General features: G+C 53.0%; 11 protein-coding genes. All 11 read right to left on the reverse strand.

Annotation, left to right across the window (positions count from 1 at the left end):
* Positions 1-35: 35 nt before the first annotated feature.
* A complete protein-coding gene (locus tag PCAR_RS06480) occupies positions 36-539 on the reverse strand; it encodes a hypothetical protein (protein WP_011340851.1) in 504 nt (167 codons plus the stop codon).
* A gap of 23 nt (positions 540-562) precedes the next feature.
* Positions 563-1840, reverse strand: a complete 1278-nt coding sequence (locus tag PCAR_RS06485) for a B12-binding domain-containing radical SAM protein (RefSeq protein WP_011340852.1) — start codon at positions 1838-1840, stop codon at positions 563-565.
* 38 nt (positions 1841-1878) lie between these two features.
* Positions 1879-3102 (reverse strand): class I SAM-dependent methyltransferase, encoded by a 1224-nt coding sequence (locus PCAR_RS06490; RefSeq protein WP_011340853.1) that lies wholly within the window; start codon positions 3100-3102, stop codon positions 1879-1881.
* Positions 3099-4187: a PseG/SpsG family protein gene (locus PCAR_RS17735; protein ID WP_011340854.1), complete on the reverse strand. Its 1089-nt coding sequence runs from the start codon at positions 4185-4187 to the stop codon at positions 3099-3101. The genes PCAR_RS06490 and PCAR_RS17735 overlap by 4 nt, the downstream gene beginning before the upstream one ends.
* Positions 4187-4915, reverse strand: coding sequence for a cytidylyltransferase domain-containing protein (locus PCAR_RS17740; protein WP_011340855.1), 729 nt, complete (start codon positions 4913-4915; stop codon positions 4187-4189). Before PCAR_RS17740 ends, PCAR_RS17735 begins: the two co-directional genes overlap by 1 nt.
* Positions 4912-5856, reverse strand: a complete 945-nt coding sequence (locus PCAR_RS06500; protein WP_011340856.1) for an aldo/keto reductase — start codon at positions 5854-5856, stop codon at positions 4912-4914. The genes PCAR_RS17740 and PCAR_RS06500 overlap by 4 nt, the downstream gene beginning before the upstream one ends.
* Entirely contained in the window at positions 5850-6650 is an 801-nt protein-coding gene (locus PCAR_RS06505) for an SDR family oxidoreductase (protein WP_011340857.1), read from the reverse strand. The genes PCAR_RS06500 and PCAR_RS06505 overlap by 7 nt, the downstream gene beginning before the upstream one ends.
* Positions 6643-7506 carry an N-acetylneuraminate synthase family protein gene (locus tag PCAR_RS06510; protein ID WP_011340858.1) on the reverse strand — a complete coding sequence of 288 codons (864 nt, stop codon included), beginning with the start codon at positions 7504-7506 and terminating at the stop codon, positions 6643-6645. Before PCAR_RS06510 ends, PCAR_RS06505 begins: the two co-directional genes overlap by 8 nt.
* The gene (gene pseC, locus PCAR_RS06515; RefSeq protein ID WP_011340859.1) at positions 7503-8642 is read right to left on the reverse strand and encodes a UDP-4-amino-4,6-dideoxy-N-acetyl-beta-L-altrosamine transaminase; all 1140 of its coding nucleotides are present in this window, start codon (positions 8640-8642) and stop codon (positions 7503-7505) included. The genes PCAR_RS06510 and pseC overlap by 4 nt, the downstream gene beginning before the upstream one ends.
* Positions 8603-9673 (reverse strand): UDP-N-acetylglucosamine 4,6-dehydratase (inverting), encoded by a 1071-nt coding sequence (pseB, locus tag PCAR_RS06520; protein ID WP_011340860.1) that lies wholly within the window; start codon positions 9671-9673, stop codon positions 8603-8605. The genes pseC and pseB overlap by 40 nt, the downstream gene beginning before the upstream one ends.
* A 594-nt stretch (positions 9674-10267) precedes the next feature.
* Positions 10268-12781 carry a 6-hydroxymethylpterin diphosphokinase MptE-like protein gene (locus PCAR_RS06525; protein WP_011340861.1) on the reverse strand — a complete coding sequence of 838 codons (2514 nt, stop codon included), beginning with the start codon at positions 12779-12781 and terminating at the stop codon, positions 10268-10270.
* Between the last annotated feature and the right edge of the window lie 12 nt (positions 12782-12793).

Below are 12793 nucleotides of genomic sequence, written 5' to 3' on the forward strand. Positions count from 1 at the left end.
TTTTGTATGATGTGAATAATTTCATGGTTAAACAACTAAATGTCCAAAACGTCGACATTCACGTTCATGCTTTTCAGGTTGTTAAGGATGTCTTTTTCATAGCCGACTGCTCCTATGATCAGGTAATCGAAATCCAAATCGACTAGCTTGGTTGGAGGAAAGACATCGAATTTATTCATAACTTTTTTGTTTTTTATTTCATAATCTCTGTCAACAACACAAACAACATGGTCCCTGAGGGCTTTGGACCCAAGTAATAAGGCCAATGACTTTTCCGTTACTCCCCAGATAGCAACTTTTTTGCCGCCGGATAATTTGTCTGAAAAATATTTTTCCAAACACGAGTCTAATAGGTGTTTGTAGGTATTTTTCGAAATGATTTTAGAAGGCTGTGCGTTGATTTTTTGAAAACATGTTTTGCAGCAAAAAGAATTGGCGGAATTGACATTTCTGTACTCAAAGGCAACATTCGGAAACTGGTTCTTAGACCCACAGGCCATGCACTCTACCGAGATGGCATGGGAACCATCGTCGTTCATGGATTCCAGTTCTATGCCGGATGTCAGACCGAGAAATTCCGAATTAAGATAGGTGATTTTTTTATCAATCCGGCAAACTCTTGATCGGTAAGTTTCGATATATTGATGAGCGGACATCCGTTCTCGATATATTGCATTTGATCGGTGATGATCGATTGCTCTATGGCATGTTGGTATAAATAACTCCCTGGGAAAATCCTGATCATCGCCAAATTTATGCCGTACTCCAGGTGTTTCATCCACCACCTGATCGTGGTGTTGACCGTCCCCATGGTCTCTTCGATGTCGCCAAATATGAAATACCCCTGAATAAAAAAACCGATTTTCCTGGTTAAGGACAGGGCCTTTTCGATTTGGGAGATATCGGTGCCTTTTTTCATGCTTTTTAGGATGGAGTTGTCGGCACTCTCGAGACCGTAACTTATCGAAGTGCATCCGGCATTTTTTAATTTAAGCAATAGATTTTCATCGATGCCATCAACGCGCAGTTGCACTGAAAAGGTAACATCGTATTTTGCAATTGCTTCGCAAAACTCCGAAACCCGGTTTTCGTCAATGGCAAATAGTTCATCTATGATGAGAAGGTGCTCGATGTCATATTTTGATAATAAGAAATCGATTTCCCTGAAAATATTCTCAATGCTTCTCTGTCGGTAAGTCGTGCCACTCGGGTGATAGCAAAAAGTACAATTGTACGGGCACGATCGGCTGGCCGTTATATTGACGGTGCGTTTGAAGTCACCATTGATATTTATCGGATCATTGGGCACCTGGGTATAGGGGAAAATGTCATAATCCGGATTGGTTACCGTGTCCAGTTCCCGGATTTCAGGGCGATTTTCATTGCAGACAAGTGCTTGGTTTTCAAAATACACGATCCCGGCAACATCGCGGATCGGTTTTTTGCCTTCAAGGGCCTCCGCGAGTTCGCAAATAGTGATCTCCCCCTGGCCGACAATGGCGTAGTCGGCACCGATGTTTTCCATTATCAAGGTCGGTTGTGCCGTAATTAAACCACCTCCGACGACAATAATTAGATCGGGTTTTATTTGTTTAGAGAGATCAATGGTGCGTTTAATCTCGTTATATTGATCGGACAGTCCTCCGATGCACAAAACATCGATATTGTTGTCGATGATCTTTTTTTTGAGTGATTCCTTTGTGTCGGATTCGTAGTTTAAGTGAATGCCGTAAACATTCCTTCCGGTTTCTTTTAAACTTGTTGCAACATATACTACTCCGGGTGGTATCGTTAAAAAACCGAAGCAGTTGTCGCGTGGTACAACAAAAAGGTAATTCATAAAATAGATCCGGAGTTATCGGTGCCTTTTTTCAAAAATCAGTAAATTCTTATTGTGTCATAAAGTTCAATGACCTTACCCTGCCATTGCCATTCGTCGGAGGCTTCCCTGTGGATACTTTCCTGGTGTGCATAACTGGAAATGACCAGGGATGTTTCTGCATCGTTGATATCCCGGAGAATTTCCGGAGCATGGATAGGGATACCCCGCCAGGTTTTGCCCTGTTTGAGAGGGTCCTTGTCAACGATGAGAAAGTTTCGGTCGGAGGCTTTGAATAGGTCGGTGCAATGGTAGAGGAACTCGGTATGCAGGCCTCCCCCCCAGATCACGACATATCCTTCCCGGGGCAAGGAAGATAATTTTGCGCATGCCGCTCTTACCGTATTCCGGTAATGTGCGAGATAGTCGCCGAGTGTCGTGCAGTCGGCTGCCACCGGGGCGATTTCTGCCTCCGGTGCCGTCGGGCGGCAGAGTACGCGACATCCGTTGTAGCCGGGCTGCTCCAATTGCTCTTCGATAACCCATCCGGAGCGCTTGAGTACGTTTTTCAGGCTGGCCCGGCTAAAGTGCGTCATATGCTGGACCGAGAAAAAACCGTTGATGTCATTGGTGAAGCCGTTTTCGAGTATGGGAACTTCAACGACCAAGCGGGTTTCCGGTCCCGACTGGTTCCTGAGATTCATCAGGGTGGCGAAGGGGTCGGGTAAATGTTCCAAAACATGGAACATGGTAATCGTATCTGGGGTCGCCGGGAGATGGACCCGGTTGAAATCCCCATGGATCAACACCACCCCTTTGTCCGCCAGTTTTCGGCGACCTCTTTCGATGGCCGGGGCATCGATGTCCACACCGATGCGGTTGACGGTGTCGGGCATCAGGGCCAGGAAATTGCCTTCGTAGCAGCCGACATCCAAAAGGCTGCGGTTTTCACTTAAAAGGTTATGTTTGTTGAGCCATTCCAATTGTTCCATGGGGCGGCCTTCCGTGGCCCCGTAGGAACAGCCTGCCTCGGCGAAAAGGATTTCGAAGCCCCGCGGGGAATAGGCCGGGTCGAGATGCAGTGCAAAACACTCCAGACACTGGACCTGGCGTACGTCGACATGTTTGGGCCGATCGGCGTCGTCGGTGAAAAATTGAAAACCCGGCATGGCCAGGATCTCTTTTTTCTTGCCGCCGCCGCAAACCGGACAGGGTCTGGGCCGTGTTAAATCGGCGGCCGTGTGATTGCCGGGAAAACTGTCGATGCAACTCCACTGGATCATGGCTTCTCCTGCATGGTTGTTTCTGGTGCCGCATTTCTATGCATTGCATGAGCCATCGCGTTGTTTATCCGCCCGGCTATGCGTTGTGCGCCTTTGCCGTCCACGATGGTACAGGCATTGCGCATGGTTTGCCGCAGTGAGGGGGTGGCCAATAACTCCGTAACCGCTTCCGCCAGGCGCGTCTCCGGGACCTGGCGATAATCACCGAGCGAGATAGACATTCCGGCATCGTCAAGTGCACGGGCCGAGGTGGCATGGTCCTCGGTCAGTCCCAACAGGACCGCCGGGATATTAAGTGCAGCCAGTTCGTAAGCGGTGCCGCCGAAAGCCGCAACGGCCAGATCGGAATCGGCCATTAACGCAGGCATATCGCTCACATCACGTAGAAACTCGAATTTGTCCGGCAACCCGGGACGCAGTTCTTCCAGGGCTTGGTCGTGCAAAAAAGCACGCCCCAGTACCACCCGGGCACGGAAGGGTTCCGTGACGTCGCAGAGGGCCTTCAGTGCCAACAGGGTCAAGCCTCCGGGGTCGCTTCCGCCCATGGTTACCAGGATCGAAGGAACCGGGTTATGAGGCTGCGTTCGTTTCACGCTGAATTCGCGTCGCAGCAACAGATAATCCCAACCGATAAAGGCGCGGCCGGTAAAGCGGCTCCAATCCGCCTTGGCCATCTGGGGCACGGGCGGGTAGAAGGCAAGGTCTGCTGCTTGCCGACGGTCGCCGGGGTCGTCAATAACCGCGACCGTAATTCCGGCGTCGCGCCAGCGATACAGTTCCGTGGCGGGAAGTTGCGTGCGAATATCCAAAATCAACCCCTTGGGCCGATGCTCGTTAAGCAGAGAGTCGATCCATTGAATTTCCTCAAACGCCTCCGGTTTTATGAAGACCGGGAATTGTTCCCGGGCAACCAGGGTTTCCGCAACCCCTTTGTCCATCATGGCGAATCCCGGATGCATGCCGTAGGTATCGCGTAGCTCGCATGCCAGCGCTAAACAGCGAACGACATGGCCTAATCCCAGTTGAGGGGATCCGTCGCACCGGATGAAAATTTCCGGACTATGCGGGGACGCCGGAATGTCCATCAGTCCGCCATCGCCGGTTTTGATTTTTTGATAAATTGTACGGCTTCTTCCAGGGATATGATCTGTCCGGGTTTGTATAAATGCGCATAAAGGTTGCGGAAGAATTCAAGATCGTGCGGAGTGTCGATGGATAATTTATATTCCCCTTGAAAGGCTGGAGCGATATCAAAAGGCACGGTTTTCAGTCGGTCCATGTGATCGTAAGCGTAAGCCGTGACATGTTCGTAGGTGCGGGGATCGTCCGGTGCAACCTCACGCGACCATTCCAGTGCCCGGCGCGAGATGGGGCCCGCACCCTGGTAGGCCGAGGGACCATTGCAGATCGGGCGGATGCAGTCCGCCTCCCGGTCCACCATCGCAGCCGTGCTTTGATCCATGAACTCCGGATCGAACAGGGGCGCGTCGCCGCAGATGCGAATAATGTAATCGGCGTTGGCATCTTCAATGGCGAGGAAGAATCTCTGCATGACGTTGTCTTCGGAGCCGCGTACCACTTTCAACCCCATTTTCTGTGCTAACTCGACCAGCGGGTCATCGATCGGTTGGTCGGTGGTGGCGAGGTAGACCGCTTGGGCGCAGCGGATCTGCAAAGCGCGGGCAATAATGTGATACATCAGCGGTTGCCCCATAATCGGCTCCATCATTTTTCCGGGAAGCCGACTTGACCCCATGCGGGCCTGAATGATGGCGATAACTTTTTTCGATGTCCTGTTTTGTGATTCCGTCATGAATCTATCCCCCAGAAGCGTGGGTCGATAAGTTTTTCATCGGCGATGGCCAACCCGCATGCTTCGGCACGTTGCCTGGCCGGTAAGGGACCCCGGCCGGCTATGGAGAGGGCCGTATGCAACTCCTGCAACGATGAAACACCGATGAGAACAGAGTTTAGGGTATCGTTCGCCAGACAAAACCGCAGGGCTGCCTCGGGTAACGTGAGAGCATGGCCTTCCGCCCATGCGGCCGCTTTTTCGGCAAAATTTTTGAGCTTATTCAGATGCTCCGGGAGATATCGGCGGCGCGGGGTAAGGGCCCCTTTTAAAAAGACAGAGCGGCCCATCACGGCAATGCCACGCTCTTTGGCGGATGGCAAAACCTTGTCGGCCATGCGTCGATCCAAAAGATTGTAGGCGATCTGCAGGGTGGCGATGTCCGGATGCCTCAACGATGCCAGGGCCGCTTCTTCACCGTAAACCGAAGCGCCGATGGCGCCGATGTCTCCCCGTTCCCGGGCGCGGACCAGGGTTTCCATCAGCGGTGAATGATAGAGTTGAGCGGCGGTTGCGTTGTGAATCTGCACCAGATCCAGACGGTCGCGCTGCAGGTTGCACAGGCTGCGTTCCAGGCTCTGGCGCACTGCATCGGTGGAGATGGCGGCGTCGCCGAAAGGGCCGACTTTGGTAGCAATGCGGAGCTCCCCGTGGCCGATACCGGCCAGAATCGTGCCGAGGAAGATTTCGCTCTCGCCGTAAGCGGGGGCCGTATCGAACAGGTTGATGCCGTGATCTATCGCGGTTTGTATAACCGTTTCGGCTTCGGCCGCGGTCGGTCGGAGGGACGAGCCGGGCTTGCCGATGCCGTATTCCATCCCGAACTCAACGGTACCGAGGGTGAGCCGGGAAACACGGAACCCGGCACGGGGAATGTCGCGATATTCCATGGCGCCTACCATGCTGTCCATCCACCATCGACGACCAGGTTTTGTCCGGTGACCCAGGCCGAAGCATCGGAGGCCAGAAACAGGACCGCTCCTTTCAGGTCGTCGGGGCCGGCCATACGTCCCAGAGGGGTTTTGGCCACGTATTGATCGATGAATTGTTCGTCCTGGTTGTTGAACAGGCCGCCCGGCGTCAGGCAGTTGACGCGGATGTTTGGTGCCCAGAAGGTCGCCAGGTAACGGGTCATCTGGATCAGGGCCGCTTTTGTCATGCCGTAGATCAAGGGGCTGTTGGTGCCGGTGGAGCCGTAGATGCGTTGATCGGGAGCCACCACGCCGTAAATGCTGGAGAGGTTGATCATGACGCCCCCGTCGTTTTGCAGCATATGTGGGGCGGTTGCACGGGAGATCAGCATGGTGCCGGTAATGTTGACCGCGAGAACCTGATTCCAGTCTTTGAGCGAAACCGTTTCGAACGATTCAAAGTGGTTGCTGCAAGCGTTGTTGACCAGAATGTCTAGGCGACCCGTCTTGGAGATAATGGTGTCGATAACATGCGCGATGCTCTGTTCGCTTTCCAGATCGAGGCCCAGGCCTTGAACCTCCAGGCCACTTTCCCGCAGATCCTTGGCGGTTTGCTGCGCTCTGTCCGGGTCGCGGGAGGTGATGAAAACCGTCGCTCCCGCTTCCGCCAGCGCCCGGACGGCCTGGGAGCCGTAGCCGTTTCCGGTGCCACCGGTAACCAGTGCGACCCGTCCTTTGAGGCAGAACAGGTCTTTGGTGTTTCTGGCTTGCCGAATGTCAGTCATTGCCAAATCCTTTGCGCATGTGTTTGAAAGGCCGCAGCCCATCCGAGGGATCCGCCCGCCATTCGCGGTCCGGCAATTCGCTGGCAACCGGTTTTTTGTCCCCGTCGCCATCGGCGCACAGGCCCTGTTCCATGTCCCGGATGACCTTTTCCATCGGTTCGGGTAGCCAGCAGTGGCCGGCGGCAAATTCCTCCCCTTGACCGTCCAGGTCGAGATGAAACTCGATCATGGAAGCCTGCCAGCGATTTACGGCCCGGTTGATCACTGCCGGCGATACGCTGTGGTCCGACCAGCCGACCTTGCAGTCGAATGCCCTGCGCAGAGTGTCCAGGGCCGCCAGGTTGCATTCGGCGGCAGGGGAGGGATAGCTCGATACGCAGTGCAGTAATGTAAGATCGCTGCAGCCTGCATCACGCAGGGTTTTTACCGCACCGGTAATTTCATCCATGGTGGCCATGCCGGTCGAAAGAATCACCGGTTTGCCCGTGGCGGCACAGCTCTGTAGCAGTTCCGTCCACAGCAGTTCGTAAGATGCGATTTTGAAAAAATCGACATGCGGCGCCAGTACGTCAACCGCTTGCAAGTGAAACGGCGTGCAACCGAAGGCGATGCCGCGCTGCCGGCAGTGTCGGGCCAGTTGAGGGATATACTCTTCCGGTAATTCCCAGTCCCGTCGCCGGCGATGGAGTTCGCTTTTGGCAAGGATCTCCGGTGCGAATAGCTCGTCAATGTGAAAGAGTTGAAACTTTACCCCCCAGCATCCTATATCGGCCGAACGATCGATAAAGTTAAAGCATCTCTGCAAATCACGGTGATGATTGCTCGAAACCTCGGAAATAAATAGCGGTCTGGTCATGGTTTCTCCTTGCCGACAGCTTCGTGCAATGTGTCTATGACGCGGTTTTGATCCGCGACGCTTAAGCCGGGGAAAATCGGTAATGACAGGATTTCGGCATAGGCCGCTTCGGCGATGGGGCATAACCCTTCACCGGTACCGAAACGTTGACGGTAGTAGGGATGCAAATGCACCGGAATGTAATGGACGTTGGCGCCGATGGCGGCCTGCCTCAGGGCACCGAAAATCCTGTCACGTTCGGGTACGCGTACCACGTAAAGATGATATCCGTGCCGGGCTTCCGGGTGCACACCGAGGGGCTGAATCCGGGGGGAAGGGGCAAAAGCTTCATCGTAATTGCGGGCTATACGGCGGCGGTGTCCGATGAACTCCGGCAGTTTTGCCAGTTGCGAAATACCGAGGGCGCATTGGATGTCGGTGAGCCGGTAATTGAATCCCAGTTCCACCATGTCGTAATGCCAGCTGCCCGTTTTGGCCCTTTGGCCGTGATCGGTGGTGATGCCATGGTTGCGGAAGGTTCGCATGCGACGGGCGAGAACCTCATCGCCGGTAACGATGGCCCCCCCTTCACCGGAGGTGATCGGTTTTACCGGATGAAAGCTGAACACCGTCAGGTCAGCCAAGGAACCGCACGGTTTGCCACGCCATGCGGCTCCGAGGGAATGGCAGGCATCGCTGATGAGATAAAGTCCATGGTGCGAAGCGATTTGGCGCAATGTATCGTAGTCGCAGGGCTGTCCGGCATAGTCGACGGCAACGATGGCTCTGGTACGGGCCGTAATGCGGGATTCCACCGAGGCGGGGTCGATAAGCAGGGTCTGCGGATCCACATCGGCAAACACGGGGGTACCACCCTGGTAGAGCACCGCATTGACCGTTGCGGCAAACGTCAGGGGCGGGACGATGATTTCATCCCCCTCGCCGATACCGATGGCATGCATCGCCGTATGCAGCGCGGCGGTACCGTTGCTTACGGACACGGCGTAATCCGTGCCCGCTGTTTCCGCCAGCATGGCTTCGAAGCGTTCGACTTGCGGTCCCGTCGTCAGCCAGTCGGAACGCAACACATCGATAACGGCTTCGATATCGTCCGGTTCTAGTTGCTGGCGGCCATAGGGGATGAATTTTGGGTCCACGACAGAGATACTCCCTGGTTTTCAGAAGGCTTGGAATGCACATGGGTGTCGATCAGGTCGCGCAGTTGTTCCACGGAAAGCCAATCGGTATTGGTCCCGCTGTTATACTTAAAGCCGGGGTGACAACGGCGACCATCGTACTTCCGTATAAATGCATCCACATCCCATAGCCGCATAGATGGCAGGATCACGAAATAGTTATCGAACTCGATGGTGTTGTACGCATCGGTTTCGGTGATCATCTCCTCGTGCAGCTTTTCTCCAGGCCGAATCCCCACGATTTCGGTGGATAGTTCAGGAGCGATGGCCGCTGCGACATCGGTAATCCGGTAACTCGGGATTTTCGGCACGAAGATCTCTCCACCCCACATGCGTTCAAGAGCGTCCAAAACCATGTCGACCCCTTTTTTCAGGCTGATATTGAAGCGGGTCATGCGTTCATCGGTGATCGGAAGGGACTCTCCGGCGTGTTTTTTCTTCAGAAAGAAGGGGATGACACTCCCCCGACTCCCCATAACGTTGCCGTAGCGCACTACCGAGAGGCGGATATCACGGGATCCGCGCATGTTGTTGGCGGCGACGAACAATTTGTCGGAACAAAGCTTGGTCGCCCCGTAAAGGTTGATGGGGCCGGCTGCTTTGTCGGTGGAGAGTGCTACGACCTGTTTGACCTTATTGTCAAAACAGGCATCGATCACATTCTGTGCGCCGAGCACGTTGGTCTGGATACATTCAAAAGGGTTGTATTCAGCGGCCGGAACCTGTTTCATCGCGGCGGCATGAACCACGATATCGACGCCTTCCAGTGCCCGTTGAAGCCGGTGTATGTCGCGCACATCACCGATAAAAAAGCGCAGTTGAGGATATTTCTCCCGGGGGAAATCTTCCGCCATTTCGAACTGTTTGAGTTCGTCACGGGAAAGAATGACAAGCCGTTTTATGTCAGGGTAGCGTGTCAGGACTGTTCTGGTAAAGGCACGACCAAAGGACCCGGTACCGCCTGTAACCAGAATCGATTTGCCTGTAAGCATGGGGGTCACCTCCAACAAGAGAAGAACACTCATTTATCGGGTTTTATTGCATTATTGGCAATATGGAGGGGATCCTTTGCAAAAAAAAGGCCAGTGGTTGTTCGGGGAGGGGCTTATCCGGGATATTGATGTGTTGATGGAGGGGAACGATGCTTATTTCTAGAATGAAAAGGCCGTATGGATGAAATGTGGTGCTTGTAATTCTATGATCGGCAGGAAAAGGGGTAGATAAGCGCCGGTTAAACGGGGCCGGATTGCCATCGGAAAGTGCGTCCCGGCGGGTGGGAACGGTGTTCGGTCAAAATTTTGGCCATTGATTAGAAGACGGGGAGGAAATCGTCCTGAATTTCATTGCTTATCAACCTGTCATTTTAACCGTCCCCAAAGGGGAGTTCAATCCCTCCTGCACGGCGGTTGGTGTTTCAGGATCGCATCCCCAGTAGAAAGGTTGTGGAAGTTACATATAGTGATGTGGCCCGTCAAAACTACGACATGGGGGTTTTGGAAAAATAATGTGATGCATTTTATCCGGCCGTCAGGTTTGCAGACCGCATCCGTTGGTTATTCCCGGATGCGGAGTTATCGATGATTTTTTTACGATCCTGAGCGGAGAAAATTGTCCGAGATTTCGAAAGATTTTTTGGCCGCTTCGTTTTCAGGCTCCAGATTAAGAATGTGCTTAAAAACCGTTTGGGCAAATTCATGTTGTCCCTGCTGCTGGTAAAGTTGACCGACTTTAAGCAGCACCATTAAATCATCCGGGAATCGCTCCAGATAATCGGCGTAGGCATCGAGCGCGGTTTTGGTTTGACCCAGGAGTTTTGCAAGATCTGCGTATTGTGCAAGGTAGACAGGGGAATAACCCGCCAGGCATTCCAGTGCCAAAAGGGCATTTTCGGGGTTATCAAGTTCCAGGGAAAGTGAGGCAACGCGACGTAAGGCGTCTTCTGCCACGCTCTGTGAAGCCGATTCCAGGACGTTTTGATATGCCTCAAAAGCCCCGGCGAAATCACCTCCAAGTTCGGCAAGATAAGCGGCCGCCAGATGATAGATCGGTGTGTTGTTGTCGTCGGTTGAGGCGGCCAATCCCTGCAGTATGCCGGACAGGGCTGTCCGGTCCCTGTTTTTGAAAAGAATTCTTATGCGCTGGCGGGCCATTTCCGGGTCGGCACCGACCTTGGTTCCCTGTACAAGATAATCGGGATTATGGGCAATGGAGGCATAGAAATCAGCGATGCATTCTGTGAGACGGTGGTTTATGCTATCCGGACGGTTATCGTTGTCCTTGTTATGGCGATGGTTCCATATCAAGGCACGTCCCGTTTCGGCATTTTCCCGCCAGGTTTCGATAAGGCGGGTTAAATCGGCATCGCGATTCTCTTCCTCCATCCGTAATTTAATGCGCCCGATGGCTTTTTGAATGTATTGAAGCATCTGCGCAGCACTGTCTCTATAGGCTTCATAATAGAGACGGCCGGTTTCTTCAACCTGTTCATCACTCCATTCCCCACCTTCGTCAATAGGGGAAAGCTTGAGAAATTGGCGTAATCCGATTTCTTTAATAAGATTGGCGTAGGTTGCCACGGGGGGCCTATTCATCGCTTTTTCAACCTTGTCCATGCGGATTTTGTATTTGAAATCCGCTTGCATGCCATTGCGTCCGAACAGACCATCGTTGCATTTGAGCCCTTCGGCGGCCAACTTTTGGACTTTAATCGTATGTCTTTCGGCCGTCTGCAGTTTATCCAAAACGGTTTTGAAATAGGCCTTCCGGGTTTGATCGTTTTCCTTTGGAAAAGTATGTATGATCTTTTCCCATGCGGGTTCGGTTAGGGGCGTAAAGTCCAGAGTGTCCAGGGGGATGTGTTCAACATGGGAGATTTTGGCCGCCAAAGCGGTCGGATTGATGGTTTTGCAACCCTTTGCCAAAGCCAATTTGGCCAGATCTCCCAGAGAGGTTATGGCTTCGGCCATGGCCCTGGTGGTAAACGTCCGGATTCCCCGGTTGGTTTCGACCTGTGTGTCAAACTGGTGGAATTGCGGACCGGCTTGCCGCTCGTAGCTGCCCTTGGCATGAGAGTAGCCTTCCGGGCTGAAGCAGAGATCGACGCCGGCAAGGATAATTTGAGAAAACCCCATTTGCATGGCGGTTGCAAAGGCGGCGTTCGTGACCGTGGGACCCGGTGCGTTAAGAAAGGTTTCGGTGGATGTCTCCGGCCATGGGAAACGTTTGCCGATAAAAGCGGCTGGACCCTGCCATTGACTAATAAGCTGGGGTACAACATGAAAACTGTTGACGAACAGGGTCCTTTCGCCGAAATGCAGCATTTCCTTGCTGACATCGAAACAGGCCTGTTGGGGGTCGACGGAAAAGAAGATGTCGGGAGCCAGGTCCACTTCTTTGAGACGACGGGCGATACGTGAGACCGCCAACACCACCAATTTGTCCCGATGTTGCTGAACCCACGGCAGAAGGTCGTCCAGCGATGGCCCTGCTGCTAAAAGTACCGCGGTTTTGCCGGGGAAAAGATTTTGCAGAAAAGCCGCAGAAATTCGATTTTCCGTCAGGTTTTCCAGTTGGCGTGAAAGGAAGATATGATTGCCCAGTTGGACTTTTATTTTCCAGGCAAATGTATCGATATAGTCCCTCGTGGCCCAATACAATTCGGCGTATTCGGGCAAAAATGCATCGACCGCCGCGAGGGATTTCCAAATGATAATTTTTTCCGTGTACAGATAGTTTTGGAATTGAAATCGATCAGCTATCTTTTTGAGTTGATCGATCGGAGCGCAGGTAATGTTTTCGGGGAGCTTTTCCAACAGTCCTTCCTGTGTCAAGCGAGCAATGACGTGGGGGAGTTCAATGCAGACATATCTGGAGCCTTCCGGGAGATCGGCTTGAAGCAGGTACTTGAGCAAAATGCCGGAGTCGGTTCCGACCAGAATATGCAGTGTCTTTCCGTTAAAGAGTCCGCCGTCGAAGTGCTTTTTGTAGAGGACATTGGCGCTGGTGCGGTGGAACGTTTCACGATTAACCGGATACAGATAACGGTCCCCGAAGTCGTTGGCGATAAACGGCCCGAGATCGTAGGTAGCAAAATTCTCCACAAGTGCCTCTTT

Origin of the sequence: Syntrophotalea carbinolica DSM 2380, from assembly GCF_000012885.1 — a bacterium.
Classification (GTDB): Bacteria; Desulfobacterota; Desulfuromonadia; order Desulfuromonadales; family Syntrophotaleaceae; genus Syntrophotalea; species Syntrophotalea carbinolica.

Excerpts from the sequence above, each read along its gene's own strand:
- PCAR_RS06480 (WP_011340851.1), bottom strand. The coding sequence starts at position 539 with ATGAACGACGATGGTTCCCATGCCATCTCGGTAGAGTGCATGGCCTGT.
- PCAR_RS06485 (WP_011340852.1), bottom strand. The coding sequence starts at position 1,840 with ATGAATTACCTTTTTGTTGTACCACGCGACAACTGCTTCGGTTTTTTA.
- PCAR_RS06490 (WP_011340853.1), bottom strand. The coding sequence starts at position 3,102 with ATGATCCAGTGGAGTTGCATCGACAGTTTTCCCGGCAATCACACGGCC.
- PCAR_RS17735 (WP_011340854.1), bottom strand. The coding sequence starts at position 4,187 with ATGGACATTCCGGCGTCCCCGCATAGTCCGGAAATTTTCATCCGGTGC.
- PCAR_RS17740 (WP_011340855.1), bottom strand. The coding sequence starts at position 4,915 with ATGACGGAATCACAAAACAGGACATCGAAAAAAGTTATCGCCATCATT.
- PCAR_RS06500 (WP_011340856.1), bottom strand. The coding sequence starts at position 5,856 with ATGGTAGGCGCCATGGAATATCGCGACATTCCCCGTGCCGGGTTCCGT.
- PCAR_RS06505 (WP_011340857.1), bottom strand. The coding sequence starts at position 6,650 with ATGACTGACATTCGGCAAGCCAGAAACACCAAAGACCTGTTCTGCCTC.
- PCAR_RS06510 (WP_011340858.1), bottom strand. The coding sequence starts at position 7,506 with ATGACCAGACCGCTATTTATTTCCGAGGTTTCGAGCAATCATCACCGT.
- pseB (WP_011340860.1), bottom strand. The coding sequence starts at position 9,673 with ATGCTTACAGGCAAATCGATTCTGGTTACAGGCGGTACCGGGTCCTTT.